Origin of the sequence: Kribbella yunnanensis (assembly GCF_039529655.1) — a bacterium.
In the GTDB taxonomy this organism is placed as follows: Bacteria; Actinomycetota; Actinomycetes; order Propionibacteriales; family Kribbellaceae; genus Kribbella; species Kribbella yunnanensis.
Genome location: NZ_BAAANF010000009.1, coordinates 1 through 25,830, shown reverse-complemented (window position 1 = coordinate 25,830; position 25,830 = coordinate 1). Strand labels below are relative to the sequence as shown.

The following is a 25,830-nucleotide window of genomic DNA, read 5'->3' as shown; positions in this document are numbered from 1 at the left end:
CCCGATCCTGGTACGGCGGGCGCTCGCCGAGACCGCAGTGGCAGGGAACTGCCAGGTCAGCGGCGAACGACGATCGTGTTCGCCGCGCGATCGTGCAGTCCGCGGCGATCGCGGTCGTAGATGACCGCGGGCAGGACGAGACACAGCAGTACGGCGCGGATGACACCACCGAGGAGTCCGACCTGAGCGCCGTTCTGGCCGGCTTTGACGTTGAGAACGCGGAGTCCGCACACGCGGTGACCGATCGTGCCGCCCGCCAGCCCGGCCAGGATCGCGGTCATCCCGAAGAACGTGACCAGTTGCGCCGTACCGAAGTCGTTGCCACCCGCCCAGATGGGCTTGCCCGTGACGGCGGACGCGATCAGGCCCGCGATGAACCAGTCGAGCAGCAGCGCGAGGATGCGGCGGCCCCAACCGGCGGCCGAGCCCGGACCGTCGGCGGGCAGGCCGAGCCGATTGCCCGGAAATCGAAACTCATCGGAGGGTCCTGTGCCCGGCTGGGCCGATGATGCCATGATGGCTAGCCTACGGAAGCGTCCCGGGACGGCCACATGGTGGTCAGGAAGATCTCAGGGCGTGACCGGCGTACACCAGTGGGTCAGCGCGGACACGCTGGGCGTAACATCCGCGAAACATTGGGGTCACCGCCGAGAAACCGGCAGGCCCTACGTTCAGTTGCAATCTCTGAGCCACCCCGAGGAGTACGTATGTTTTCCAGCGCTGAGGAGCTGCTCGCCTACGTCAAGGACGAGGGCGTCGAGATCGTCGACGTCCGGTTCTGCGACCTGCCGGGCATCATGCAGCACTTCACCGTCCCGGTGTCGTCGTTCGGTCCGGAGGTCTTCGAAGACGGCCTGGCCTTCGACGGTTCGTCGGTCCGCGGTTTCCAGCAGATCCACGAGTCCGACATGAAGCTGCTGCCGGACCCGACCAGCGCCTACGTCGACGAGTTCCGCAGCGCGAAGACGCTGGTGGTCAACTTCTTCGTGCACGACCCGCTGACCGGCGAGGCGTACTCCCGCGACCCGCGCAACATCGCCCGCAAGGCGCAGGAGTACCTGAAGTCGACCGGTATCGCCGACACCGCGTTCTTCGCCCCCGAGGCCGAGTTCTACGTCTTCGACGACGTCCGCTTCGAGACCAAGGCGAACTCCTCGCACTACTCCATCGACTCGGTCGCCGGCGCCTGGAACACGGGCCGCGTCGAGGACGGCGGCAACCGCGGCTACAAGGTCCGCTACAAGGGTGGCTACTTCCCGGTCGCGCCGACCGACCACTTCGGTGAGCTCCGCGACGACATCACGCTGGCCCTGGAGCGGTCCGGCCTGATCGTCGAGCGCGCCCACCACGAGGTCGGCACCGCCGGCCAGGCCGAGATCAACTTCCGCTTCGACGAGCTGCTCAAGGCCGCCGACGACGTGATGAAGTTCAAGTACATCGTCAAGAACACCGCCTGGCAGGCCGGCAAGACCGCGACCTTCATGCCGAAGCCGATCTTCGGCGACAACGGCTCGGGCATGCACTGCCACCAGTCCCTGTGGACCAACGGCCAGCCGCTGTTCTACGACGAGTCCGGGTACGGCGGCCTGTCCGACACCGCCCGCTGGTACATCGGCGGCCTGCTCAAGCACGCCCCGTCGCTGCTCGCCTTCACCAACCCGACGGTGAACTCCTACCACCGCCTGGTCCCTGGCTTCGAGGCCCCGGTCAACCTGGTCTACTCCAGCCGCAACCGCTCGGCCTGCATCCGGATCCCGATCACCGGCTCCAACCCCAAGGCCAAGCGCATCGAGTTCCGCTGCCCCGACCCGTCGGCCAACCCCTACCTGGCCTTCGCCGCCCAGCTCCTGGCCGGCCTCGACGGCATCCGCAACAAGATCGAGCCGGCCGACCCGGTCGACAAGGACCTCTACGAGCTCCCCCCGGAGGAGCACGAGGGCATCGCCCAGGTCCCCACCTCCCTCCCGGCCGTCATCGACGCCCTCGAGGCCGACCACGAGTTCCTCCTCGAAGGCGACGTCTTCACCGCGGACCTCATCGAGACCTGGATCGACCTCAAGCGCACCCAGGAAATCGCCCCCATCCAGCTCCGCCCCCACCCGCACGAGTTCGAGCTGTACTACGACGTCTGAGTTCCAGCCGTCATCCCGAAGCCCACCCGGTGTCCCGCCGGGTGGGCTTCGTCGTTCCGCGGCGGGCGACTTGTGGTGCTGCGGAAGGGGCGGGGCGGACCGCCAACACTCACCAACTCTCCGCGGCTCGGCCGGTTCACGCTCAGCGTCTCCCGTTCGGGCGACTCGGGAGAGGTTTGGTGAGTGGCACAGGTCCGCTCACCCGGGTCCTCGAGCGCAAACCGTTCAAGTTCCACGTCGAGCGCGAGTCCTCCGGTCGCCCCATCGACTTCACCCACACAGGTCTCATCTCGCACGTCGAGGTGAAAGGACCCGTCGTGCATGACATCGCGGCGGAGGACGTCCGCGGAATCGCGCTCGCCACGACAGCCGACGTACCGAGGTTCTCTCCCCTCGTCCACGAGGCGCTTCGCCTGTTCCCAGCCCTGGCCCATGACCCGAACGACAGGACGTAGTCGTCTACGTATGCCGTGCCGCACGCCTGGGCCGCGAGCGAATTGCCGCGCCACGGTGAACACCTCCTGTTCTTGTGCAGCTGTCGCGGCGAATTCCCTTCGCAGCCGAGTGGATGCGGTTGCTAGGTTCCGGGCATGACTGGTGTCGATCAGGTACTCGCGGCCGCACCCGTCTGGTCCGGTCAGTTGTCCGCGGCGGGCCTCCACAGCCGGCCCGGGCGGGTAACGCCTCCTGCACCACAAGCGAGCCGCACGAGTGGGTAGACAACCGCACAGTGAGACGGTCCAACTGAAGTAAGTTGGTCGACATACTCTCGTACTTATGACCGCCGAATTCTTGTGGTACATCCCGAATCAGGTCGAGCCTGGGCATCGCGGTGATGATGCGACCAGTGGGCACAACAGTCTTGATCGGCTCACCGAGTTGGCGTTGCTTACTGAGCAGCATGGGTGGGGTGGGGCGCTGCTGGGGACTGGGTGGGGGCGGCCGGATACGTTCACGGTGGCGGCGGCGTTGGCGGCTCGTACGACGACCTTCAGGCCGCTGGTGGCGATTCGGCCGGGGTATTGGCGGCCGGCGCATTTTGCTTCGGCGGCTGGGACGTTGGATCAGTTGAGTGGTGGGCGGCTGCTCGTCAACATCGTGTCGGGGCAGGACAACCTCAAGGCGTACGGCGACTCCGAGGGCGACCAGGCCCAGCGATACGCGCGCACGAAGGAGTTCCTCCAGCTAGTGCGCAGGTTGTGGACCGAGGAGAACGTCACGTTCACCGGCGACTACTTCCAGGTGACCGACTCGACGGTCGCCACGCGTCCCGTCGTACCTCCGAAGCTGTACTTCGGTGGGGCGTCAGAGGCGGCTCAACGGGTCGCCGCGACCGACGCGGATGTGCAGTTGTTCTGGGGCGAGCCGCTGGACGGGATCACGCAACGGATCAGTCGCCTACGAGAGCTCGAAGACGAGCTTGGTCGGGAGCACAAGCCGCTCGAGTTCGGGTTGCGGATCACCACGCTTGTCCGCGACACCACCGAGGAAGCCTGGGCCGACGCCGAGGCCAAGGTCGCGACGATGGCGGAGAACGCCGGGGACCGCGACCACCGGTGGTTCAAGGCGGTCGGCCAGCAGCGGCTGATCGACCTCGCAGCACGCGGCGACGTACTCGACGACAACCTCTACACGGCCCCCGGCAAGTACGGCGGCGGTGGCGCCGGTACGACGTGGCTCGTCGGATCCGCCGAGGACGTCGCGAAGTCGCTGAAGAAGTACCAGGACCTCGGCATCACGCACTTCATCCTGTCCGATACGCCGTACCGCGAGGAGACCATCCGCATCGGCGACCAGCTGCTACCGCTACTCCGCTGACCGACCCGGCCGCCCGTTCTTGATCAGCACGATGAAGGTGAACACCGGCGCCAGGAGCAGCAGGACGGCCAGTGGGATACCGACGACCCTCGGCAGCGTGTCGCCGAAGTCGACGGTCGCGAACACCTGAGCCGATGCAAAGCCGAACGGCGTGACCAGCGTCCCCAGGAGTTTCTCGCGGGTCGTCCACCGATCCGACGTCCACAGCAGGACGACTCCGGCCACCCAGCCGGCGAGGAAGATGTAGACGCCGACCGGCAGCAGAATGAGCGTGGCGATATCGCGCCCACGCAGCCGCGGCTGCGCCGAAGGTCGCTCAACGAGCACGAGGCCGTCGGTCGCGGCGGCGACGATGTCGGCCGGATCGCCCAACTGCTTGAGCATCTGCCGGATGTCGTCGTCCGATGTCGCACCCGCCGCCCGGGCCTCGGCGATATGCGAGGTGACGTCCACGATCAGATCGGTACGCCGTTCCTCCGGCAGCGGCTCGGCTGCCATCACCAGGTCGCTGAGGTACGCCGCGACCAGTCGGTCCGCACTCATTTCCGTCTCCCCTCGTTGCCGCGCCGCAGGATCGCGTCGACCGACGTCCGAAACCGTTCCCAGTCCGCGGTGAAGTCGGCCAGGGCCTGTCCGCCCTCGGCCGTCGACCGGTAGTACCGCCGCGGCGGTCCCGACTCGGACTCGCGCCAACTGGTCTCCACGAGCCCCTCCCGCCGCAAGCGCGCCAGCAGCGGGTAGATCGTGCCCTCCGTGGTGACCATCCCGTCGATCTCCCCGAGCTCCTTCACCAGATCGAACCCGTACCGCTCCTCCCCCTGCAGCAACGCCAGCACGCAGTACTCCAGCGTCCCGCGCCGCAGCTGGGTGAAGACCTTCTCGGCTACCATGCGATACAAGGTACCTGTCCACACCAAGATAGGCCAGCAGGAGGTCAGCCCGTCAGTCGGTCTTCGGGCGCAGCGAGAACATCACGGCCAGGATGAAGCCGGGGATGACGAGCAGCCACGTCGAGCTCAGGCCGAGCAGGACCGGCGCCAGGCAGATCAGCAGTACGTCGAAGCCGCGCATCGGCTGCGAGAACAGCCCCGGCGGGATCGCGCCCATCGGCGAGGCGACCAGCGGTCCGCTGTACGACGGGGGCCGCGCCGACGCCTGTCGCACCGCGCCCGCGATCACGCCCGCGCCGACGGCGAACGTCGCGGCGCCACTACCGAGGATCGGGTACGCCGCCAGTGCCCACACGACCGTGATGAGCCCGGGCGCGATCGCCATCAGCACGCGGAGTTCGCGCAGGTCGTAGCCGAGTGCGCGCACAAGGCCCTTGGACCGGCACACCGACCGCAACCCGTCCATCAACGGCCGGATCGCCGCGAACCCGGCGAACCCGGCCGCGATCGGAACCAGCGGATCGAAACCGGCCCCGGCCACCGCATAAGGCACCACGAGCAGCGCGAACGCCATCACCAACCGCCGCGGCCACCGCAGAATCCGCACGAACTCCCGGTGGATCAGCGCCCCACCCTGGGACCCACGCCCCCGCCGAGTCTTCGCACGCCCCTTCAACCGCCAATGCCGCCCGGCCACCACATCAGCCAACATGCTCGGATCCAGACTGCTCGCCGCACCAGCCAGCCCGGCCAGCAAGTCACCGCCGGCGATCACATTCGTCCGAGAGAGCCGGCCGAGCGTCCGTGCGGTCAGGAGCACCAGACCGAGTACGACGACGAGCGCGACGACCACGATCATCAGCAACCGCATTTGATAGGGCTCGATAGTGGGCCCGAACCCGAACCACAGCTGGTTGTTCGGAGCCTCAGTCGACATGACGATGATGACGTTGGCCCACTGGATGTTCTCCGGGTCCTTGAACCGCTCGACCGCGAGCCACACCGCCGGGATCACCGCCGCGACGAGGAGCAGGTCGGCCACCCGCAACGTCCACCACGTACGCCGCGCGGTCTGCTGAGCCCACACCGTCACACACGCCGCGCCGATCATCAGCGCCGTCGTCATGACCGTCAACTCCACGAGCGACGCGTACGGCTCCCCGAGCACCGCCCAGGCCACCAGCGATACCACGCCGCCGAGCACCGCCGTACCGGCGATTGCCTTCCAGTACGTCGGGCGCAACAGCGCGCTGCGGTTGACCGGCGTACCGAGTAGCCAGAAGCCGGTCGCACGCGAGGCGGAGACCGGGCCGATGCTCAGCAGCACCCGCAAAGTCGTTGCCACCAGCAACGGGAAGATGATGAACGGCAGTGCGTCCCAGAGTCGCCAGCAGTGCAGGGAGTCGCACGTCGTCATGTCGGCGTTCAGGTGTTTGACGACGTTGCCGCCGGTGGCCCCGAGCATGGCTAGCGTGAAGATGACGAGGTAGACGTCTTCGAAGAGCTGGCCGAACGAGCGGTCGGCGTGCTTTCGCCGGGTCTCGCGCATCCACTTGCGGAGGGCGCGGGGACTGGGGATCGCGCCGAAGTGGGCCGGGTCGAAGGTCACCGGGCCGTCGCTCATGACGCGCCCTCCGAGGGCTCAGGAACCGTCATGGCAGCGGGGTGAGGGTGACGACGGAGTCCGCGACCGCCTCGACTAGCGACGGCTCGTGGCTGGCGAAGAGAATCGCCGTACCCGACTTCTTCTCCTCTACGAGGCGCTCGGCCAACCACTTGACACCGTCGACGTCCAGGCGGGCCTCGGGCTCGTCCAGGACCATCAGCTTCCGCGGGCGCACCAGAGCGGTCGCCAACGCCAGCCGACGGCGTTGACCGGACGACAACGAGCCCGGCAGCTGATCCGCGGCCGGCAACAGCCCGATGTCGTCCAACAGTGTGTCGACGAGGTCTTCGGGTGTCGCGTTGCCGTGGGCTCGGGCCAACAAATCCAAGTGCTCGGCCGCGGTCAGGTCGGGGAAGAAGTCGAAGTCGTCCAGCAGGGTGGCGACGTCGCGGCGGACGGTTTCGGACCGTTCGTCGATGGGCTGGCCGTCGAGCAGGATGGTGCCTGCTGCCGGGTCGGCCGCGCCGACGATGCATTTGAGCACGGTGGTCTTGCCCGCGCCGTTCGGCCCGACGAGGGCGATTGCCTGGCCGGCGTTCAGGGTGAAGGTGAGGCCCTCGATCACCGGCCGATCGCCGTACTTGTGCTGCAGGTCCTTGATCGCCAGCCGCGGCGTCGCCTTGCTCACTTCTTGCGGACCAGGGTCAGTCCGTCGCCGATCCCGAGGATCGTCACGTCGACGCGCTTGTCCGCCGCGATGTGGGCGTTGAACTCCTTGCGGTCGGCGGGACCGTCCGCGTTCACCACGCGGCCGCCGGCCAGCGTGTTGTCGAACAGCAGGATGCCGTTCGGGCGGATCAACGGGACCAGCTTCTCGAAGTAGTCGACGTACCCGGGCTTGTCGGCGTCCACGAAGGCCAGGTCGAACGACCCGTTCAGCGAGGCGGCGAGCGCATGTCCGTCACCGATCCGGAGCTCGACCTTGTCGCTCACCCCGGCCCGCTCCCAGTACTTCCGGCCGATCGCGGTCCACTCCTCGCTGGCGTCCAGGCAGATCAGCTGCCCGTCGTCGGCCAGGCCGCGCGCGATCGCGAGCGCGGAGAACCCGGTGAAGGTCCCGATCTCGACCGCCCGCCGGGCCGAGACCAGCCGGGTCAGCGTGGTCAGCAGCCCCGCCTGGTCGGCCGTCGTCAGCATCTCGGAGACGTCACCGAGCGCCTGGGTCTCGGCGACCAGCTCGGCCGCGATGTCGTCCAGCGGTGTGCCGTGCGCCACCATGTAGTCGTGCAGCTCGTCGGTTACCTGAACTTGTGAGCCCATAAGTACCCCTCCATGTATTAAGACGGTCGCCTGTAGTCTCTATGGGTTGTCCAAAGGCCGCACAAGCACCCCACCCGAGGAGCACCCCGCATGCAGATCGCCGTCGCCGGATCGATCGCGACCGACATCCTGATGACGTTCCCGGGCCGGTTCAAGGACCAGTTCCTCGAGGAGCAGATGCACAAGGTCTCCTTGTCGTTCCTGGTCGACGAGCTGGTCGTGCACCGCGGCGGCGTCGCGGCGAACATCTGTTACGGGATGGCTCAGCTCGGCCGCCCGTCGCTGCTCCTCGGCTCGGTCGGTGCGGACTTCGCCGAGTACGGCGCCGCGCTCACCGAGGCCGGTGTCGACGTGTCGCACGTGCGTGTCTGCGAGAACGTACACACCGCCCGGTTCACCTGTACGACGGACCTGGACGCGAACCAGATCGCCTCGTTCTACACCGGCGCAATGGCCGAGTCCCGCGAGCTCGACCTGGGCGCGATCCACGCGGCCGCGGGCGGGATCGACCTGGTCCTGGTCGGCGCCGACGACCCCGAGGGCATGCTGAAGCACACCGAGCTGGCCCGCCAGCACGGGATCGCGATCGCCGCGGATCCGTCGCAGCAGCTGGCCCGGATGGACGGGACGGACATCCAGCGCCTGATCGACGGGGCGACGTACCTGTTCAGCAACGAGTACGAAGCCGGCCTGATGGTGCAGAAGACCGGCTGGAGCCACGACGAGATCCTGAGCAAGGTAGGAGTCCGCGTCACCACGCACGGTGGCGACGGTGTCGTGATCGAGAACGCCGACGGCATCATCACCAAGGTCCCCGCGGTCCCGGCCCCGGCGCTGGTCGACCCGACCGGTGGCGGCGACGCCTTCCGCGCCGGCTACCTGACCGGCCGCGCGGCCGGTCTCGAGCACGAAGTCTCCGCCCAGGTCGGCTGCACCCTGGCGACGACCGTCCTGGAGAAGGTCGGCACCCAGGAGTACACCCTGGACCGCGCCCAGTTCCTCGAGCGCATGTCCAGCGCGTACGGCGCCGACGCGGCCGACACCGCGCAGCAGGCGCTCAAGCTCTCCTGAACACGACGTCACTCGGCCGGTGAGCGGGCCCACAGCCCGCGCACATGGCCGATGTGGCGGCGCATCAACTGCTCCGCGCCATCGCCGTCGCGCGCCTCGACCAGCTCGAGCAGCTCGTGGTGCTCCTCGGCCGACGCGACCAGGCGCCCGCTCTCGACGAGCGGGGTGAGCCCCAGCAGCCGGGTCTGGGAGCGCAGGTCGGAGACGACGTCAACGAGCTTCTGGTTGCCGGAGTACGCGAGCAGCGTGACGTGGAAGACCCGGTCCGCCTCGATGTAGGCGATCAGGTCACCGGCCTCGGCCGCCACCACGATGTCATCGGCCAGCCGCCGCAACTCCGGGAAGTCGTCGGCGGGAATCACCGGTACGACGTCGCGCATCGTCGGCGGCTCGATCAGCTGCCGGAGTGCCGCCAGGTTGTCCAGGTCCTCCTCGGACACCTCGGTGACCCGGAAGCCTTTGTTCCGCAGCGAGATGACCAGGCCCTCCCGGACCAGGTCCAGCATCGCCTCGCGGACCGGTGTCGCGGAGACCCCGAAGCGCGCCCCGAGCATCGGCGCGGAGTACACCTCGCCCGGCTCCAGCTCACCGGAGATGACGGCTGCCCGCAGCGCGTTCGCAACGCTGTCGCGCAGGTTCTCGCGCTGGTCCAGCCGCCGGACACTCGGCAGCGGCCCGATCGAATCGGCAGCCATCTCCACCTCCCTGGGGTCACCGGCCATTGTCCTGCACCCCCGCCGTCACCCCGCGACGCCACCCCCGACAGACCGGACTAGCTCGGTCAGCCGCTCAAACACGCGATCGGAGCCAAGGCCGTCGTGCTCGTGCTCGTTCGTGACCCACGCCTGCACATTGCCGACCCGTCGTGCGGTGTCCAGCTGCAGCCCGGAATCGACGTACATGTCGTCGAAGTACACCGCCGCAGCGACCGGTACGTCGTTCGCCGCGAGCCGCTCGACGTCGTACAGCTGCGGCCAATGCGACCGCTGCGCGAGCACCTCCACCGCCCCCTGGAACGGGCGCAACCCCTGGATCTCAGCGAACATCCAGGGATACATCATCTCGCCAGTCAGCAGCAGCGGCCGAGCATCCTCCGCAAACTCCGGACGCAGCGCCCGCTCCGCCTCGGCCGCCCACCTGGCCGCGCCGGATCCGGAGCCGTAGATGCTCTCCTGCAGCGCCGCGAACAGCGGTCCCGTCCGGTACGACGTGAGCGCGCGCACCTGCTCGAGGAACGTGTCGGACAGCTCGTCGCCGTCGAACGCTTCGTCGACCAGCCAGTGGATCCGCTCCAGCCCCGGCTTCATGCCGAAATCGATGCCGATCGACTGGAACCGCCGTACCGTCAGCCGGTCCCCGTCGACGAGCCGCACGTCGTCGCCCGCGAGCCGGTCCGCGATCCGGCCGATCTGCTCGACATCGTGCGGGTACCGCGCGTAGTACGACCGCGTGCGCGCGGCCACCCGGGGATAGGTCCGCCGGTACACCTCAGCCGCGGACGGCTCCAGCCCGGGCAGTCCCCCGGTCACGTAGCAGGCAGCCAGCCCTTCCGGCGCAGCAGACAGATAAGTCAGAGTCAGGAACCCGCCATAGCTCTGACCGAGCGTCGACCACCGACGACCCCCGAAGACCGTCTTCCGCAAGTGCTCGGCGTCCGCGACGATCGAGTCGGCCAGGAAGCACGCCAGATAGTCAGCCCCCTCCTCGGCCGACATCGACGCCATCCGCCGACCGCTGACCGGCGTACTGCGACCGGTTCCGCGCTGATCCATCAGGATCACCCGGAACGTCTTCAGGGCCTGCGCGATCCACGGAACCGAGCCGGCCGGCCGCGGGCTCTTCCCACCAGGTCCGCCCTGCAGGAACAGCAGACACGGCAGGTCCTCGTCCTTGCGCATCGGATCGACGAGTTCGCGCGCGAAGACGGTGATCGACTCCGAGGCCGGGTCGGACCAGTCCAGCGGGACCTCGACCGTGTGCTCGCGGACATGCAGATCGGGAATTGTGTAGCTGATCATGACGCGACCTTTCGCTGCCGGCGCTTGGCGTCCCACTCCGGATTGATCCGCGGTACGGCGGCCAGCAGGGTTCTCGTGTAGTCGTCCTGAGGATCGCCGAAGACCTGTTCGCGGGTGCCGAGTTCGACGATCCGGCCCTGGTTCATCACGGCCACCCGATGGCAGATCTGCCGGACCACTGCCAGATCGTGCGCGATGAAAATGTAGCTGAACCCGCTCTCGGCCTGGAGCCGCATCAGCAGTTCCAGGACCTGCGCCTGGATCGACACGTCGAGCGCCGACACCGCTTCGTCGCAGATCACCAGCCGCGGGTTCACCGCCAGCGCCCGGGCAATCCCGATCCGCTGCGCCTGGCCGCCGGAGAACTGGGCCGGGTAGCGCCGGCAGTGGTCCGGGTTCAGTCCGACCCGTTCCATCAGCTCCTGCGCGGCCGCCCGGTATCCCGCGGCCGGCTTGATCCCCTGGTAGGCCAGTGGCGCGGTGATGATCCGCTCCACGGTGTACCGCGGATTCAACGACGAGAACGGATCCTGAAACACCACCTGTACGTCGTTCCGGAACCGCGCGAGGTCCTTGCCGCGGGCCCGGGTCACGTCCTGGCCGTCGAACACCACCGTCCCCCGGGTCGGCTCCAGCAGCCGGGCCGCGATCCGCGCGGTGGTCGACTTCCCGCTGCCCGACTCCCCCACGATCGCGAGCGTCTCGCCGAGGCCGACGTCGAAACTCACGTCGTCCACCGCCGTGAACGTCGACTTTCGCCCGAGCGCTCCCGGGGTACTGAACTCCTTGACCAATCCCTGCACCTGCAGCAACGTCATGACGCAACCTCGTCGTCGATCCTGGGTACGGCGTCCAGCAGCATCCGCGTGTAGTCGTGCTGCGGATCCGAGAACACCTGCTCGGCCGTTCCGTACTCGACCGGATCACCGGAGCGCATCACCAGCACCCGCTGCGCGATCGAGCTGATCACCGCCAGGTCATGGGTGATGAAGATCATCCCGGTCCCGGTGGTCGCCTGCAGTTCGGCCAGCAGCTCAAGGATCTGCGCCTGCACGGTCACATCCAGCGCGGTCGTCGGCTCGTCGGCGATCAGCAGCGACGGCGAACAGCACAACGCCATCGCGATCATCACTCGTTGCCGCATGCCACCAGAAAACTGGTGCGGGTACTGGTCGATCCGCCGGCCTGCATCGGGGATCCGGACCCGCTCCAGCGCCTCGACCACCACCTGCCGGGCCGCCTTCCGCGAGCCGCCGCGATGCGTCCGGTACATCTCCTCGATCTGCAGTCCGACCGTGTAGTACGGGTTCAGCGACGACAGCGGGTCCTGGAACACCATCGAGATCGCGTTCCCGCGGATCGGCCGCAACTCGCGATCCGAACGACCGAGCAGCTCGGTCCCGTTCAGTCGCACGCTGCCCGTCGTACGGGCGCCTCTCGGCAGCAACCCGAGTACGGCGAGGGCCGTCATCGACTTGCCGGACCCGGACTCGCCGACGATGCCCAGCGTCTCGTCGCGGCCGACGGTGAACGACACGTTCTTCACCACGTCGACCGGACCACGTCCGGTCGGCAGCGTGACGGTCAGATCCTCCACCACGAACAATTCATCGCTCATGCCGGCACCAGCCGAACGCGCGGATCCAATGCGGTGTACACGAGGTCGACCACCACGTTGCCGATGACAACGAAGAAGGCGGCCAGCAGAGTCACCGCCATGATCACCGGCTGATCGTTCTTGGCGATCGAGTCGGCGGCCAGCTTGCCGATCCCGTTCAGCCCGAACACGGTCTCGGTGATCAGCGCACCGCCGAGGAGCCCGGCGAAGTCCATCCCGAAGATCGTGGCGATCGGCGTCAGTGCCGGGCGCAGTGCGTGCCTGCGCAGGATGAGCCCGCCGCCCAGTCCCTTGGCCCGCGCGGTCCGGTAGTAGTTCTCGGACAAGGTGTCGATCACATTGCTCCGGGTCAGCCGCGCATACAGACAGGCGTAGCCGACGGCCAGCACGACCCAGGGCATCAGGTACGACTCGAACCACAGCACGGGATCGTCACCGAACGCCGGAGCCGAAGGAAACGGCAGTACCTGGAGCTTGACCACCAGCACGTACTGCAACACCAGCGCGAGCACATAGTTCGGCACGCTCACCCCACCGAGCGCCAATGCCATCGCAGTCCGATCCCACCACGTGCCTTGCTTGACGGCACTGATGAGACCGCCGATCACACCGGCCAGGAGCCACAGTACGGCGGCGCCGACAGCGACCGTGATGCTGACGGGCAGGCGGCTGGTGAGCATGCTCCAGACCGACTCGTTCGTCTGGAAGCTGTAGCCCAAACAAGGCGCCGGGCAGTGCACCGAGCCGTAATCGCGCCCGGCCACGATGCCGCGCAGGAACTCCCCGAACTGCGTGAGGATCGGCTGGTTCAGCCCGAGCACCGAACGAATCGAGTCGATCCGCTCCGGCGTACAGGTCTTGCCGCAGATCATCACCGCCGGATCCGGCGAGAGCTTGAAGAAGATCAAGTACGTGAACAGACAGACGGCCAGCAGGATCACCACCACCCCGCCGAGCCGCGCGAGAACATAGCGCGTCATGACGGCGCCTCACCCCGATCGATCGCGGTACGGATCTTGTCGCCGAGGACAGTCAGCGACAGCACCGTCAGGAACAGGAACGCGCCCGGGATCGCGAAGAACATCGGATCGACCGAGTACCAGCTCACCGAACTCGAGATCATCTGGCCCCACGACGCGGTCGGCGGCGAGACTCCGACGCCGAGGAAGGACAGGCCCGCCTCGGTCCCGATGTAGCCGGGGATCGCCAGCGTCGTCATCACCACGATCGAACCGCGCAGGTTCGGCAGGATCTCGCGGAACACCACTTGCAGCTCCTTGGCACCGGACGCCCGGGCCGCCTCGACGAACTCGCGACCGGCCAGCGTCATCGTCTGCCCCCGGATCACCCGCGCCAGGTACGGCCAGCCGAATGCGCTGATCACCACCACCAGCAGCACCGGGCGGTTGCCGGCCGGCAGTGAAGACAGGATCGCGATCATGAAGATCAGGGCCGGGAACGCCATCAGGAAGTCCATCACCCGCGAGATCACCTGATCGACCCAGCCGCGGTAGAACCCGGCCAGCATGCCGAGAACGACACCGAGGATCCCGGTCAGCAGAGTCGCCGCCAACGAGATCGTGATCGACACGCGAGCGCCGTACACGATCCGCGCGAACAGATCGCGCCCGTTCTGCGGCTCGACGCCGAACCAGTGCTCGCCGCTGATCCCGCCCAGCGCGCCGCGCGGCACGCCGCCGAGGCTGGAGTCGATCGCGGCCGAGTCGAACGCGTACGGGCCCCAGCCGCTGAGCTTGGTGATCAGCGGAGCGGCCACTGCCATCAGGACCACGATCGCCAGGAACAGCACGCAGGCCAGCGCACCTTTGTCCTGGGTCACGATCCGCAGGATCCGCCGGGCCGAGGCCGGGGACCCACCGGCCGCCGCCGGGGTCCCCACCTCCTCGACCTCGAGCAGGGTCGGGGTCGTTGTCATCGGCTACTACTTCCCCGCGTTCCGGAGACCGACCGACACCAGGTCGATACCACCGGAGAAGCCGTCGTGCAGATACGCGCCGGCAATGTTGCCGCCGACAAGCATCAGCACCTTCTCGTACAGCAGCGGCACGACCGGCGCGAGTGCCATGACCTGCTTGTCCAGTTCGCCGTACGCCGCGTTGGCCGCCTGCACGTCGGTGAGCCCGGCGATCTCGGTGATCCTCGCGTTCACCGCCGGGTCGTTGAGCTGGGCAAGGTTCGAGTTGCCCTTCGGAGTGATGTTCCGGCCGTCGAACAGCGGCGGCAGGAAGGTCGCGCCGGACGGCCAGTCCGGGCACCAGCCGGTGATCGCCGCGTCGTGCTGCTGCGACGTCGTGCCGATGACCTCGTAGTACGTCGCGGTGTCGATAGTGTTGATCTTGACCGCGATCTTCAGCGGCTCGAGGGCCTGCTGGATCGCCACCGCCATCGCCTGCATCTTCGGTTGCGCACGGATGTCGAGCGTGAGTGGGAAGCCGCCATCGAAGCCGGCCTCGGTGAGCAGCTTGCGCGCGGCCTCGACATCACCCTTGTGGTCGGGACTCGGATAGGGGTCGTAGTCGACCCGGCCGGCCACCGTCGGCGGCTGAATGCTGGTGGCGATATCGGCCAGTGCCGAACCGCCGACCGCGTCCCGGACCGTCTGCTTGTTGACCGCGAGGTTGATCGCCTGCCGGACCTTGACGTTGTCGAACGGCTTCTTCGTGGTGTTGAGACCCATGTACGTCGTACAGCCGTTGATGCCCGTCATCGTCCGCTGCTTGAGCTGCGGAGTCTGGATCCGGGCCACACTGGCCGCCGTGACAGTACCGGCGATCGCGTCGGCGTCCGTCCCCTGCCCGGCGATCATCCGCTCGTCGATCGTGGCGGGATCGAGGCCGAACGTCCACTGGAACCCGTCCGGGTTCGCGCTGCGGATCGCGTCGCTCTTCTTGTCCCACTTGTCGTTGCGGACGAGCTTCAGCGTGGCACCCGGCTTGAACTCGGACACCTTGTAGGGACCGGACGCGATCGGCTTGCCGTCCAGCTGGTTCCCGGCGCCCTGCCCCTTCGGCACCGGGGTGAAGGTGTTCTGCGCGACGACACTGCCGAAGTCCGCGAACGGCTTCTTCAGATGGAACACGACCGTCTTCGCATCCGGCGTCGTGATGGTTGGCAGATCACCCGACTTGTACGGTCCCTGGTACGACGCCGGCGCGTCGATCAGCTGCTTCGCGTACGGCGACCCGATGCCGACCTCGGGGTCCCAGGCACGCGAGACACCCCACTTCACGTCGGCGCTAGTGATCGGCGCTCCGGTCTCGAAGAACAATCCGTCCTTGAGGGTGAAGGTCCAGGTCTTGCCGCCGTCGGACGCCTTGCCAGTGTCGGTCGCCAGGTCCGGGACGATCTTGGTGCCCTCGGCACCGGCTGCGGCGCCCTGGGTGGTCAGCGTCCGATAGATCAACCGGTAGAAGTTGTTCACGCCGCCGTCGAAGCCGCGCGCCGGGTCGAGATGCGAGAACGCCGCGTTCGCGAGGACCTGCACCGTGCCGCCCTGGGCCGCCTTGCTGCCGGGACCGCCGGAGTCACCGGTGGCCCCACTCCCGTTGCCACCGCACGCGGTGAGCGCGAGGGCGGCCGAGGCCACCATCCCCACCAGCATGGAAGTTCTCTTCATCTGCCTTCTCCTTCGCTTCGCAGCCACACGCGCATGGCCAACGCCTCACGGTTGCCCCACAGGAAGTACGGAACGAACGTCACCGGTACCGGGCTGCCGACGGGCTCCTCGGCCCGTCCGGTCAGCACGGGGTAAAGCTCACGCGGCGGAACCGGTGCCGCCGCCGCGGTCAGATCGAGTACGACGTGATCGTCCTGCCGCCGGGCAGTCGCGGCCTGGACTGCCGTCACCGACAGCAGCAGGTCGTCGACCGGTGTCGCGGAATCTTGTTGCTCGACGCAATAGACCAGCGGACCTCGCGCAACCGCGATCGCCCCGCGGGTCGCGTCAAGGTACGGGTGCGACCCATGCGCTCTAGGTGCCATCGGCAACGAAAGCTTGACGACCTCACCGGCGGCGAAACGACGCCGTACCGTCGCCCATCCCGATGGCACCGGTTCGCCGTCGAGCCGCGCGTCCTGCGCCCAGGACGGGATCCGCAGCACGATCGCCTGCTCGGTCGCCGGCGCGTCCACCACGGTGACCGCGATCTCGCCGTCCCACGGATAGTCGGTGCCGACCGTGACCGTGAACTCCCCGGTGCTGATCCGCGCGTCGGCGTACATGCCGATGGTCAAGGTGTTCTCGGCGGCCGTGGCGAGGTGGTCCTGCAGCTCCGACATCCAGCGGATGATGTTGGGCGGGCAGCACGGGCAGCCGAACCACGCGCGCCGCAGCGGCTCACCACCGCTCTCCGCCCCGGACCGCTGCTCGTGATCCGGCCGCCGCTGCAACGGGTTGTCGTAGAAGAACGCCGTACCGTCCGCCGACAGACCCACGGCGTAGGCGTTGTAGAGCACGGTCTCGTAGACATCGAGGTACGACGCCTTGCCCGTGGCGAGGTACATCCGCCAGGCCCACTGCATGAGCGCGATCGCCGCGCAGGTCTCGGTGTACGCGCGTTCGGACGGCAGCTCGTATCGGTCACCGATCGCCTCGTCGGAGTGCCGACTGCCCAGCCCACCTGTCAGGTAGAGCTTGGTCGCGACCATGTCGTCCCACAGCCGCTCCAGCGCGGCCAGCATCGTCGGATCGCCGGTCTCGAGGTGGATGTCGGTCGCCCCGGCCGCGAGGTAGGCCATCCGGACCGCATGCCCGATCACCGACGGCATCTCCCGGAACGGGACGTGGTCCTGGAAGTACTCCCCCGGGAAGATCGTCCGCACGAGGTTCCCGCGGCCGCGGCGCTCGACGAACAGCTCAGCCGTGGACAGGTAGTCCTGCTGGCCGGTTTCTCGATAAAGCTCGACCAGCGCCATCTCGACCTCGGGATGACCGTCGATCCCCGGCTCGCCGTCCGGGCCGAACTTGGTGACCACGAGGTCCGCGAATCTGCGGGCGACGATCAGCAGCCGGTTGTCCCCGAGCTGCCGCTTCGCCGCTATCGCCGCCTGGACGAGGTGCCCCAGGTTGTAGAGCTCGTGCCCCCAGGCGAGGTCCGACCACGGCTGCTTCGGCTGGTCCGGGTCCTGGAAGTACGAGTTCAGGTAGCCGTCGTCGGCCTGGGCCTGCTCCAGCAGGCCGACGACCTCGTAGTAGAACTCGCGCGTTCCGGCCGGTACATCGTCCCGGCCGGCCTCGTAGGCGAGCCCTTCGACGGTCTTGTAGAGATCGGTGTCGAGGAACGGATACCGGCCGCGGTACGGGCCGACGGCCGGATCGGCGAGCCGGCGGAGGTTGTCGAGGTTCCCGGCGGCCCGCAGCTCCCGGATCGCGTGCGGGATCGTCGCCGCCCGGTTCCGTCGCTGCCACGCGTGCAGCAGACCACCGGTCAGTTCTGTGCGCAGCTCAGTACGGTGTGACATTGCACAAACCATAGGTGCAATGTCACACCTTGCCAAGCGATAACGGGAAGCCTTTTCCTACGCCGTCAACTTCTCCAGTACGCCGGTCTGCGCGAGCAGGGCGAATCGGTCCGGGCAGCCCCAGTGCTCGACGATCCGCCCGTCGACCACCCGCGCCATCTCGAACAGCGCCATGTCGATCGGCGCGTTGCTCGGCGGTCCGAAGAACCCGCCGGTCGCGGTCCCCCGGGCCCGGCCCCGCGCCCACGCCACATCGCCGACGACGACGGAGTCTTCGAGCGTGTAGACGAGATCCGGCATGATCGAGTGCACCTGCCGGATCGCCGCCTTCACGTTCGCCCGCGCGTCATCGCCGGCGCCGGCCAGCCCGAACTGGTGCTCGACCATGTCCGGCGCACACACCTCGTCGACGATCGCGTCGTTCCCGGTCGCGAATCCCTCGTGCAGGATCCGCTCCAGCACCGCCAGCGGACCGACCTTCGCCGTACCCGTCAACGTCTTGTACGCAGCCATCTTTCCCCCTGGGAATCTCGATGCACTCTCTGTGCACTCGATGCAGTGTCACTGCACTGAACACAGTGATAGTGTGCCCACATGGCCGAAGCTGTCAAGTCCTATCGCCAGGTACAGGCGGAGGAGACGCGGATCCGGATCGCGCAGTCCGCGCGCCGGCTGTTCGCCGACCAGGGCTACGGGGCGACCAGCATCGACGCGATCGCCAAGGACGCCGGGGTCGCGACCCGCACGGTGTATTCGGCCTTCGGCACCAAGCGCGAGATCCTGTCGCTGATCTGCGACATCTGGCTGGCCGAGGCCGGTGCTCTCGAGCGAGCCCAAGAGGTCTTCGCGATCGAGGACCCGACCGCCCGCCTCCGCGGCGCCGCCGGCTGGCTCACCAACTTGTACGCCGCGGGCTTCGACGTCGTACTGATCTTCGAAGCCGCCACCGACGAGAGCCCCGAGACAAAGGCCCTCCTCCGCTCCAAACTAGCCGGGCGGAACCAAGTCATGGACGCAATCATCGAGTCCCTGCAACCGGCCCTCCGCATCCCCCTCAAACAGGCCCAAGCCGTCTACCGAGCCCTGGCCGCCCCCGGCGTCTACCAAGAACTAGTCAACGAATCCGGCTGGACCCCAGCCGAATTCCAACAGTTCGTAGCCGACTCCCTAACCCGCCAACTCCTCTAACCCCGCCAAATCCCAGGGCCGTGAACAACAAGTGGTGGCCACGAACAAGGCATAGCCTGTCCCCACCCACCACGTGGTGACCACACCCCCACTCCTCACCGGGTTGGCGGTGCTCTGCGGCGGCATCTGCTGGGTGCCCCATACCGGCTGGCCAAGGCCGGTCAGGTTGGCGTCAAGAGTGGTGCTGTACGGCGGCGCCGGGGAGCGCTACCCCACCGAATCGGGTGGTAGGAGTCCCCGGCCTTCACCCACGTGATGACCGCTCCTCCCCAAACCGGTTTGGGGAGCAAACCCTCCCCCCGAACCGCCGAGCCGACCGCCCTCGGGGCCTGTCCGTCGTCGGCACAGCCGGGGTTGCCTGTCGAGTTGAGGGGTTGCCCACTGAGAATCTCGATGGGCAACCCCCCAACTGGAGGGATATCCCCTCAGATCACCACCACCAGCACCCGAGCCCGAGCGACCGTCAGCTCGTTGGCGTCCTCACTACCAGGCAGCAACTACAGCCCGTCAGCCCCAGGCAACGTTCACCTCGGTCGCCGACCTCGCCATCCAGCTCAGCCATAGTCGACCCCGGCCACACTCCCTCTGTAAAACGGCCGCAGCGGCGAGCAACCACCGCCGCACGAGACCGGCCGCATCCGAGCGGTGCGCCCACCCGTCACAACCTCGGGTCGACCGGCTCCGACTCCAGCGCCAACACCGCGAAGACGCATTCGTGGATTCGCCACAACGGTTCACCTCGGGCGGCTCGTTCCAGGGACTCGATGCCTAGGGCGTATTCGCGGAGAGCCAATGAGCGTTTGTGGCCTAGGTTGCGGTCGCGGAGGCGGGCGAAGTTGGCGGGCTCGGTGTAGTCGGGCCCGTAGATCAGGCGCAGGTACTCCGGTCCGCGGACCTTCAGGCCTGGTTGCGCGAGACCCTTCGCGGTCCGGACGAGGTTGGCGGCCGGTTTCACGACCATGCCCTCACCGCCCGCACCGGTCAGCTCCTCCCACCACGCCACACCCTCGGCCCAGTCAGCCTCACCAACGAACAGCCGCCGGGTCGGCGTGATCACGTTGGGGCCGGCAGCAACCATCCGGTCCGCGATCCCCAGGTGCCAGGCATGCGGTCGTTCCTGGTACGTCGCTCCCTCGGAAGCCAGCACCTGGAACGGGGCGAGCCGAACGCCGTCGAGCCCCGTGGTCGGCCAGCAGTACCGCCGGTACGCCTCGGTGAATCGGTCGGCGTTGACCGCGCGCTGCGTCATCGTGGCCAGCAATTCGCCGACATCCAGACCGGCATCCACCGCCGCCGACAACGCAGCGGTTGCTGCAGGCAACGACGTACGGGCGGCCGCACCGACGGCGGCGTACTGGTTGCGGAGCAGGTCTTCGGCCTTCGCGCTCCACGGCAGCAGCTCGGCATCCAGCAGCAGCCATGACGTGTCGAGCTCCTCGAACAACCCAGCCTCGACAGCGACCGCGCGCAGTCGCGACAGCAGCTCGTCGGTCAACGCAGGGTCGAAGAACGAGCGACCGGTGCGCGTGTGAATCGCTCCACGACCGGCCAAGCCAAAGCGCTTCTGGGCAACATCGTCGTCCCGCGTCAGCAGCACGATCGCCCGCGAACCCATGTGCTTCTCCTCGCACACCAGCTCGGTTACGCCCTGCCCGCGATACGTCTCGAAGGCCTGCAGCGGGTGCTCGAGCAACCCCGGCAACGGAGAGGTCGCGACCGGGCTCATCGTCGGCGGCAGGTAGAGCAGGAACCGCGGGTCGATCGCGAACCGGCTCATCACCTCCAGCGCCGCCCCGGCCTGCTCGGCGCGGACACTCAGTCGACCGTGCGACGACGTCTCGATCACGCGCCGTCCGGTGACATCGGTCAGTTCCAGTACGTCGGGCTCCCGCTCCGGGGCCGATGCCACATGCAACGGTTTCGCCGGGGCGTAGTACTCCTTGGCCGCCTGGACCTGCACCAGCTCGCGCTCGGGATAACGCAGCGCGGTCAGCGACCCACCGAAGACGCAGCCGGTGTCCAGGCAGATCGTGTTGTTGATCCACTCCGGTTCCGGGGTCGGCGTGTGACCGTAAACGACGGTCGCGCGACCGCGGTACTCGTTCGCCCACGGATACCGCACCGGCAGACCGAACTCATCGGTCTCCCCCGTCGTTTCGCCGTACAGACAGAAGGAACGGACTCGGCCGGAGGCGCGACCGTGCATGCGCTCAACCAGACCGGCGTGCGAGACAACGAGCTTGCCGTCGTCGAAGACGTAGTGCGAGATGAGCCCGTCGATGAACGTCGCGACCTCAGCCCGGAACTCGGCCGACTCGTCCTCGAGCTGCGCCAGCGTGGTCTCGAGACCGTGGCTGACCTTGACGTTGCGCCCCTGCAGGGCACGCAGCAGCTTGTCCTCGTGGTTGCCGGGCACGCAATAAGCGTTGCCTGCAGCAACCATGCCCATGACCAGCCGCAGCACACCCGGGCTGTCCGGACCGCGGTCGACGAGGTCCCCGACGAAGACGGCTCGCCGCGTCGGGTGCTGAGCGTCGACCGAACGACCCAACGAGTCCCGGGTCAGCGTGTAGCCGAGGTCGGTCAGCAGCTGCTCGAGCTCCGGCCGGCACCCGTGGATGTCGCCGATGATGTCGAACGGACCTGTCTGATCGTTCAGGTCGTTGAAGAGCCGGGTTCGTTCGATGCTGACGGCATTGATCTCCTCGACACTGCTCAGCACGTGGACCTTCCGGAACCCCTCGCGCTTGAGACTCCGCAGTCCACGCTTCAACTGACCAAGCTGCCGAGTCACCACCTTCGCACCGAACTGCCGATCCGCCCGCTGCTCATTCCGCTCGACCGCAACCCGCTCCGGCGGGTCGAGCACGATCGCGACTGGCAGTACGTCGTACTCGCGGGCCAGCGCGACGAGCTCCCGCCGCGCCTCCGGCTGCACGTTAGTCGCGTCGATGACGGTCAGCCGACCGGCCGCAAGTCGCTTACCTGCAATGAAATGCAGCACCTCGAAGGCGTCCTTGGTGGCCGCCTGATCGTTCTCGTCATCCGAGACCAGACCACGGCAGAAGTCGCTCGAGATCACCTCGGTCGCCTTGAAATGCTTCCGCGCGAAGGTCGACTTCCCCGACCCGCTCACACCGACCAGAACCACCAGAGACAGCGCCGGTACGTCGATCATGCGGCCACCTCCGTACGGCGGAACAGGGCGAGCTGAGTCGGCGGACCAACCTCGGGGTCATCGGGGCCAACCGGCCGGAACTCGACCGCATACCCATACCGCTCACCGACACCCGAAGCCCACGTCTGGAACTCGGACCGCGTCCACTCGAACCGGTGATCAGGGTGCCGGAACTCGCCCGCCGGCAGGGATTCGAACCGCACGTTGTACTCGCTGTTCGGCGTGGTCACGACAACCGCGGCCGGACGCGCAGCCTTGAAAACCGAGTGCGACAACGCAGGCAGACGCGGCGGATCGACGTGCTCGATGACCTCCATCAACACGGCCGCATCCAGACCGGTCAGGCGCTCATCGGCGTACGTCACCGAGGACTGCAGGAACCGCAGCCGGTCCCGTTGCCGGTCGGGCAGGTCGTCGTAGCGCAGCCGCCGCTTCGCCGAGATCAACGCGCGCGCCGAGACATCGGTCCCGATCAGTTCGCCGATCATCGGATCCTTCAGCAACTCCCCCACGAGCGCGCCCTCACCACACCCCACGTCCACGATCCGCCGCGCGCCGAGCTCACGCAGTACGGCGGCAACCGTCGTACGGCGCTCGACCGCCAGCGACACGGGGCCCTCCGACTCAGGAGCCTCGTCGGCCACCTCGACGCCGTCGGCCTCGGCCAGCCGCTCCAGCGCGTCATCGGACAAGTAGCGCCGGTGTGCGAGATAGCGGTGCGAGATCAGGTCCTTCTCGGGGTGTGTGCCGAGCCACCCAGCGCCGGCCCGGACCAGCTTGTCGACCTCGTCGGAGCCGACCCAGTAGTGCTTCGCGTCGTCCAGAACCGGGAGCATCACATACAAGTGATTGAGTGCGTCGGCGAGCCGGACCACGCCGGTCAGCCGCAGATCGACGTACCGGGAGTCACCCCAGGTCGGGACCTCCGGGTCGAGCGGGACCGGGCGCGCATCGACGGTCCAGCCGAGTGGCGCGAACATCCGCTCTGCGAGCTCCGTGCCGCCACGGCACGGCAACGCCGGCACGTGGATCTGCAGCGGGATCGGTGCGGCGGCGAGGTCGGGCCGGGCGTCGCAGCGGCCGATCATCGCGGTCCGGAAGAACTTGCTGAGCGCGACCGCGAGCAGGCTGGAGGCGGCGTACGGGCGGTCGTTCACGTACTGGCCGAGGGTGAACCCTTCGGAGGATTTTCCGCGGCCGGCCCGGACCAGGGCGATCGGGTCGATCTCGAGCAGCACGGCCGCCGTACAGCGCTCGTCGGTGGCCTCGGGGTAGAAGACATGCGCTGTGCCACCGGTGATATCGGTCCGCTGCGGTCGTCCGGGATTCTTGTGCAACAAGTACCCGAAATCGCTTGCGGGAAGGTCGAATCCGGCCAGGTCGGTGGTCAGCGTCAGGAACACTGCGCCATTCGATCATGTCAAGCGTTCAAAGCCGTTGTCCTTTTACCGATCGGAGCATGAGACACGCCTGATCATCTCTGGCGTGTCGGGCACTTTGGTTCTAGCTTGTTGTGCAGCACCAGAGTCGCTACAGATCGTTCTTCCCCGCTGACACTCGGTTCTTGTCCCCGGTTTGTGGCGAGCGCCCAACCGCGCCCGTTCCGGGCTCATCACGGGGAAAGGACTATGAAACCGCAGACCTTCGAACTCCTGCGCTACACCGACATCAGCGGGGTCTCCGGGACCGGCATCGTCGCTGAAGGCTGTGTCTTCACCGACGGTTCGGTGGCGCTGCGCTGGCACGGCGCCAACCCCTCCACGGCCGTCTGGCCGGATCTCGACTCCATCCTCGCCGTCCACGGCCACTGCGGCGCCACCGTCGTGCGCTGGCTGGACGTCAGCGAGATGGAACCGGTCCCTGGCACCGACCTGCTGCCCGGCGAGGTGGCGCACATCCTCGCCACCGGGCGGCTCACCCACAAGGCGGTGTCCGCCTGATCTGAAGGGCTTCGGCTGGCCGCCGGACTACGGGGTGAGGCCGGTCAGCGCGAAGAACTCCTGCCGGGAGCTGGGCTTGTCCCGCAGGATGCCGTGCAGTGCCGACGTGACGGTCTTCGAACCGACCGCGCGCACGCCACGCAACGACATGCACTGGTGCTCGGCCTCGATCACGACCCCGACACCCTGCGGCGCCAGATGGTCCTGGAGCCAGTCGGCGACCTGCTTGGTCAGCCGCTCCTGCACCTGGAAATCGCGCGCGAACAACTCGACCACCCGGGCCAGCTTCGACAGCCCGAGGATCCGCTCCCCCGGCAGGTACCCGACGTGCGCCACACCCTGGAACGGCAGCAGGTGGTGCTCACACAGCGACTGCACCGGGATGTCCTTGGCGAGCACGAGCTCGTCGTACCCCTCGTCGTTCGGGAAGGTCGTCAGCGCGAACTCGCGCGGCGTCAGCATCTCGGCGTACGCGTTGGCCACCCGGCGTGGGGTCTCGGCCAGGTGTGAGCTCTGTGGGTCGCGGCCGAGCGCCTTCAGCAGGTCCGCGACCGCACGCTCAGCGGCCGGCAGGTCGATCTGGGCCCGGCTGGCCACGATATGGAGGGGCACCGCTTCGAGATCGGCCGAAATCGCCATCTGCACACTCCCTGAGAGTTCAACGAACAGACATCATACTGTTTCACCAACCGATGTTGTCGATAGAATCATCCGGTGGACAACCACTGGAAGGCCATCGCGGTACTCGAGGAGCCCACCCGGCGCCGCCTCTACGAGCACGTCGTCGCCCAGCCCACCCCGGTCAGCCGCGACGACGCGGCCGCCGCCCTCGGCCTCCCGCGCACCACCGCGGCCTTCCACCTCGACCGCCTCACCGACGAGGGCCTGCTCGCCTTCTGCTTCGAGCGCCGTACCGGCCGCACCGGCCCCGGCGCCGGCCGCCCCGCCAAGCTCTACCACCGATCCGACACCGAGATCGAGATCAGCCTCCCCGAACGCCAGTACGCCGTCGCCGGCCGCCTCCTCGCCGCCGCCATCGAAGCCGCCGAGTCCACCGGCACGTCCCCCCGAACCGCCCTCGACCGCATAGCCCACGAGTACGGCGAAACCCTCGGCCGCACCGAAGCCCCCCTCCTCGACATCCTCGAACGCCACGGCTTCGAACCCCGCCCCGACGGCAACGACATCGCCCTCGCCAACTGCCCCTTCCGCCGCCTGGCCGCCGACCACCCCCACCTCGTCTGCCACATGAACCTCAACCTCCTAGCCGGCCTAACCACCGCCACCGGCAGCTCCCTGGAACCCCGCCTAACCCCAACCCCCAACCACTGCTGCGTCCGCCTCATCGGCACAGGCGGACCGCCACCACCCACTAACTCCCCTCCTCGCGACCCGACCCGCAGCCGCTGAGCGTGAAACCCGCGCCCCGCGCCGCATTAGACGGTGCTGGCGATCCGGCAGTCGGCGGCCGAACCCGACGTACCCGCGAGCGGGGGTTGCCTATCGAGTTGGGGGGTTGCCCATCGAGTCGGGGGGGGTTGCCCATCGAGTTGGGGGGTTGCCCATCGAG

At 67.8% G+C, this 25,830-nt stretch carries 25 protein-coding genes; 7 read left to right on the top strand and 18 right to left on the bottom strand.

The features are described 5' to 3' along the window. Nucleotides 1-56: 56 nt before the first annotated feature. The gene (locus ABD231_RS13665; protein WP_344150176.1) at nucleotides 57-515 is read right to left on the bottom strand and encodes an RDD family protein; all 459 of its coding nucleotides are present in this window, start codon (nucleotides 513-515) and stop codon (nucleotides 57-59) included. Nucleotides 516-707: 192 nt separating this feature from the next. Between ABD231_RS13665 and glnA the strand changes: the two genes are divergently transcribed. The 3 genes from glnA (at nucleotide 708) to ABD231_RS13650 (ending at nucleotide 3,950) form a co-directional block, all read left to right on the top strand. Then, nucleotides 708-2,132 carry a type I glutamate--ammonia ligase gene (glnA, locus tag ABD231_RS13660; protein ID WP_344150174.1) on the top strand — a complete coding sequence of 475 codons (1,425 nt, stop codon included), beginning with the start codon at nucleotides 708-710 and terminating at the stop codon, nucleotides 2,130-2,132. A gap of 179 nt (nucleotides 2,133-2,311) precedes the next feature. After that, entirely contained in the window at nucleotides 2,312-2,587 is a 276-nt protein-coding gene (locus tag ABD231_RS13655) for a hypothetical protein (RefSeq protein ID WP_344150172.1), read from the top strand. A 322-nt stretch (nucleotides 2,588-2,909) separates the two neighbouring features. Beyond that, the gene (locus ABD231_RS13650; RefSeq protein WP_344150170.1) at nucleotides 2,910-3,950 is read left to right on the top strand and encodes an LLM class flavin-dependent oxidoreductase; all 1,041 of its coding nucleotides are present in this window, start codon (nucleotides 2,910-2,912) and stop codon (nucleotides 3,948-3,950) included. On the opposite strand, the gene ABD231_RS13645 is transcribed toward ABD231_RS13650, so the two are convergent. From ABD231_RS13645 to ABD231_RS13625, 5 genes are read right to left on the bottom strand one after another with little or no spacing between them, the layout of a single operon-like run. After that, nucleotides 3,939-4,493, bottom strand: a complete 555-nt coding sequence (locus ABD231_RS13645) for an HAAS signaling domain-containing protein (RefSeq protein WP_344150168.1) — start codon at nucleotides 4,491-4,493, stop codon at nucleotides 3,939-3,941. The genes ABD231_RS13650 and ABD231_RS13645 overlap by 12 nt on opposite strands. Then, nucleotides 4,490-4,840, bottom strand: a complete 351-nt coding sequence (locus ABD231_RS13640; protein WP_344150166.1) for a PadR family transcriptional regulator — start codon at nucleotides 4,838-4,840, stop codon at nucleotides 4,490-4,492. The genes ABD231_RS13645 and ABD231_RS13640 overlap by 4 nt, the downstream gene beginning before the upstream one ends. A 52-nt stretch (nucleotides 4,841-4,892) precedes the next feature. Next, nucleotides 4,893-6,464, bottom strand: a complete 1,572-nt coding sequence (locus ABD231_RS13635; RefSeq protein WP_344150164.1) for a DUF6297 family protein — start codon at nucleotides 6,462-6,464, stop codon at nucleotides 4,893-4,895. A gap of 28 nt (nucleotides 6,465-6,492) precedes the next feature. Continuing rightward, nucleotides 6,493-7,134, bottom strand: a complete 642-nt coding sequence (gene ccmA / locus ABD231_RS13630; protein WP_344150162.1) for a heme ABC exporter ATP-binding protein CcmA — start codon at nucleotides 7,132-7,134, stop codon at nucleotides 6,493-6,495. Next, nucleotides 7,131-7,766, bottom strand: a complete 636-nt coding sequence (locus tag ABD231_RS13625) for an O-methyltransferase (RefSeq protein ID WP_344150160.1) — start codon at nucleotides 7,764-7,766, stop codon at nucleotides 7,131-7,133. The genes ccmA and ABD231_RS13625 overlap by 4 nt, the downstream gene beginning before the upstream one ends. Before the next feature lie 90 nt (nucleotides 7,767-7,856). On the opposite strand from ABD231_RS13625, the gene ABD231_RS13620 reads away from it, so the two are divergent. Then, entirely contained in the window at nucleotides 7,857-8,837 is a 981-nt protein-coding gene (locus ABD231_RS13620; protein WP_344150158.1) for a carbohydrate kinase family protein, read from the top strand. A gap of 8 nt (nucleotides 8,838-8,845) precedes the next feature. Here ABD231_RS13620 and ABD231_RS13615 read toward each other — a convergent pair whose 3' ends face one another. The 9 genes from ABD231_RS13615 to ABD231_RS13575 are packed head-to-tail and all read right to left on the bottom strand — an operon-like array spanning nucleotide 8,846 to nucleotide 18,467. After that, nucleotides 8,846-9,532 (bottom strand): GntR family transcriptional regulator, encoded by a 687-nt coding sequence (locus tag ABD231_RS13615; protein WP_344150156.1) that lies wholly within the window; start codon nucleotides 9,530-9,532, stop codon nucleotides 8,846-8,848. 45 nt (nucleotides 9,533-9,577) lie between these two features. Further along, complete coding sequence (locus tag ABD231_RS13610) at nucleotides 9,578-10,855, bottom strand: alpha/beta fold hydrolase (RefSeq protein ID WP_344150154.1); 1,278 nt, start codon at nucleotides 10,853-10,855, stop codon at nucleotides 9,578-9,580. Then, complete coding sequence (locus tag ABD231_RS13605) at nucleotides 10,852-11,673, bottom strand: ATP-binding cassette domain-containing protein (RefSeq protein WP_344150152.1); 822 nt, start codon at nucleotides 11,671-11,673, stop codon at nucleotides 10,852-10,854. The genes ABD231_RS13610 and ABD231_RS13605 overlap by 4 nt, the downstream gene beginning before the upstream one ends. After that, on the bottom strand, nucleotides 11,670-12,473 hold the full coding sequence (locus ABD231_RS13600; protein WP_344150150.1) for an ABC transporter ATP-binding protein: 804 nt from the start codon (nucleotides 12,471-12,473) through the stop codon (nucleotides 11,670-11,672). The genes ABD231_RS13605 and ABD231_RS13600 overlap by 4 nt, the downstream gene beginning before the upstream one ends. After that, entirely contained in the window at nucleotides 12,470-13,453 is a 984-nt protein-coding gene (locus ABD231_RS13595) for an ABC transporter permease (protein ID WP_344150148.1), read from the bottom strand. Before ABD231_RS13595 ends, ABD231_RS13600 begins: the two co-directional genes overlap by 4 nt. Then, the gene (locus ABD231_RS13590) at nucleotides 13,450-14,409 is read right to left on the bottom strand and encodes an ABC transporter permease (RefSeq protein ID WP_344150146.1); all 960 of its coding nucleotides are present in this window, start codon (nucleotides 14,407-14,409) and stop codon (nucleotides 13,450-13,452) included. Before ABD231_RS13590 ends, ABD231_RS13595 begins: the two co-directional genes overlap by 4 nt. 6 nt (nucleotides 14,410-14,415) lie before the next feature. Further along, nucleotides 14,416-16,110, bottom strand: a complete 1,695-nt coding sequence (locus ABD231_RS13585; protein ID WP_344150144.1) for an ABC transporter substrate-binding protein — start codon at nucleotides 16,108-16,110, stop codon at nucleotides 14,416-14,418. Beyond that, nucleotides 16,107-17,954: a glycoside hydrolase family 127 protein gene (locus ABD231_RS13580; RefSeq protein WP_344150142.1), complete on the bottom strand. Its 1,848-nt coding sequence runs from the start codon at nucleotides 17,952-17,954 to the stop codon at nucleotides 16,107-16,109. The genes ABD231_RS13585 and ABD231_RS13580 overlap by 4 nt, the downstream gene beginning before the upstream one ends. A 57-nt stretch (nucleotides 17,955-18,011) precedes the next feature. Next, a complete protein-coding gene (locus ABD231_RS13575) occupies nucleotides 18,012-18,467 on the bottom strand; it encodes an ester cyclase (protein WP_344150140.1) in 456 nt (151 codons plus the stop codon). An 81-nt stretch (nucleotides 18,468-18,548) separates the two neighbouring features. Between ABD231_RS13575 and ABD231_RS13570 the strand changes: the two genes are divergently transcribed. After that, nucleotides 18,549-19,142 (top strand): TetR/AcrR family transcriptional regulator, encoded by a 594-nt coding sequence (locus ABD231_RS13570; RefSeq protein ID WP_344150138.1) that lies wholly within the window; start codon nucleotides 18,549-18,551, stop codon nucleotides 19,140-19,142. 658 nt (nucleotides 19,143-19,800) lie between these two features. On the opposite strand, the gene ABD231_RS13565 is transcribed toward ABD231_RS13570, so the two are convergent. After that, nucleotides 19,801-22,320, bottom strand: coding sequence for a polynucleotide kinase-phosphatase (locus ABD231_RS13565; protein WP_344150136.1), 2,520 nt, complete (start codon nucleotides 22,318-22,320; stop codon nucleotides 19,801-19,803). Then, nucleotides 22,317-23,723, bottom strand: a complete 1,407-nt coding sequence (locus tag ABD231_RS13560; RefSeq protein WP_344150134.1) for a 3' terminal RNA ribose 2'-O-methyltransferase Hen1 — start codon at nucleotides 23,721-23,723, stop codon at nucleotides 22,317-22,319. The genes ABD231_RS13565 and ABD231_RS13560 overlap by 4 nt, the downstream gene beginning before the upstream one ends. Before the next feature lie 225 nt (nucleotides 23,724-23,948). On the opposite strand from ABD231_RS13560, the gene ABD231_RS13555 reads away from it, so the two are divergent. Then, complete coding sequence (locus tag ABD231_RS13555; RefSeq protein ID WP_344150132.1) at nucleotides 23,949-24,260, top strand: hypothetical protein; 312 nt, start codon at nucleotides 23,949-23,951, stop codon at nucleotides 24,258-24,260. 27 nt (nucleotides 24,261-24,287) lie between these two features. Here ABD231_RS13555 and folE read toward each other — a convergent pair whose 3' ends face one another. Further along, nucleotides 24,288-24,899 (bottom strand): GTP cyclohydrolase I FolE, encoded by a 612-nt coding sequence (gene folE / locus ABD231_RS13550; RefSeq protein WP_344150130.1) that lies wholly within the window; start codon nucleotides 24,897-24,899, stop codon nucleotides 24,288-24,290. 75 nt (nucleotides 24,900-24,974) lie between these two features. Between folE and ABD231_RS13545 the strand changes: the two genes are divergently transcribed. Next, complete coding sequence (locus ABD231_RS13545; protein ID WP_344150128.1) at nucleotides 24,975-25,670, top strand: helix-turn-helix transcriptional regulator; 696 nt, start codon at nucleotides 24,975-24,977, stop codon at nucleotides 25,668-25,670. Nucleotides 25,671-25,830: the final 160 nt, after the last annotated feature.